This window comes from Streptomyces sp. A0642, assembly GCF_004795105.1.
Lineage (GTDB): Bacteria > Actinomycetota > Actinomycetes > Streptomycetales > Streptomycetaceae > Streptomyces.
Map to the genome: position 1 here is coordinate 1 of NZ_SSBL01000072.1, position 1349 is coordinate 1349.

Here is a 1349-nt window from a genome sequence, read left to right on the forward strand (position 1 = left end):
TTCACGCCGAGCGCGTCGAGGTGGAGACGGGCGACCTTCTCGTCGAGGTGCTTGGGCAGCACGTAGACGTCGGTCGGGTACTCCTCGGGCTTGGTGAACAGCTCGATCTGGGCCAGGGTCTGGTCCGCGAAACTGTTGGACATCACGAACGACGGGTGCCCGGTGGCGTTGCCCAGGTTCAGCAGACGGCCCTCGGACAGCACGATCAGGACCTTGCCGTCGGGGAACGTCCAGGTGTGGACCTGCGGCTTGACCTCGTCCTTGACGATGCCGTCGATCTTCGCCAGGCCGGCCATGTCGATCTCGTTGTCGAAGTGGCCGATGTTCCCGACGATGGCCTGGTGCTTCATCCGGGCCATGTCCGCGGCCATGATGATGTCCTTGTTGCCCGTCGTCGTGACGAAGATGTCCGCCTGCTCGACCACGTCGTCCAAGGTGGCCACCTGGTAGCCGTCCATCGCCGCCTGCAGCGCGCAGATCGGGTCGATCTCCGTGATGATCACCCGGGCGCCCTGACCGCGCAGCGACTCCGCGCAGCCCTTGCCCACATCGCCGTAACCGCAGACGACGGCGGTCTTGCCGCCGATCAGGACGTCGGTGGCACGGTTGATGCCGTCGATCAGCGAGTGACGGCAGCCGTACTTGTTGTCGAACTTCGACTTGGTGACCGCGTCGTTGACGTTGATCGCCGGGAACAGGAGGGTGCCCTCACGGTGCATCTCGTACAGCCGGTGCACACCGGTCGTGGTCTCCTCCGTGACCCCGCGGATCTCGGAAGCCAGCTGGGTCCACTTCTGCGGCGCCTCACCCAGCGTGCGGTTCAGCAGAGTGAGGATGTGCGCGTACTCCTCACTGTCCGCCGTCGAGGGGTCCGGGGCCGAGCCGGCCTTCTCGAACTCCACACCCTTGTGGACCAGAAGGGTGGCGTCACCACCGTCGTCGAGAATCATGTTCGGACCGCCGGTGGGGGTGTTCGGCCAGGTCAGCGCCTGCTCCGTGCACCACCAGTACTCCTCCAGCGACTCGCCCTTCCAGGCGAAGACCGGGACGCCGGCCGGGGCCTCCGGCGTGCCCTTCGGGCCCACGGCGATAGCCGCGGCGGCATGGTCCTGCGTGGAGAAGATGTTGCAGGAGGCCCAGCGGACCTCGGCGCCCAGGGCGACCAGGGTCTCGATCAGCACGGCCGTCTGCACGGTCATGTGCAGCGAACCGGTGATCCGGGCCCCGGCCAGCGGCTGCGCGGCGGCGTACTCCTTGCGGATCGACATCAGGCCGGGCATCTCGTGCTCGGCGAGGGTGATCTCCTTGCGGCCGAAGGCCGCGAGGGAGAGGTCGGCGACCTTGAAGTC

At 67.0% G+C, this 1349-nt stretch carries 1 protein-coding gene; it reads right to left on the minus strand.

Going from position 1 to position 1349, the window contains the following annotated elements:
- A partial coding sequence (gene ahcY, locus E6R60_RS36410; protein ID WP_136331015.1) for an adenosylhomocysteinase occupies positions 1–1349 on the minus strand: 1349 nt, incomplete at both ends.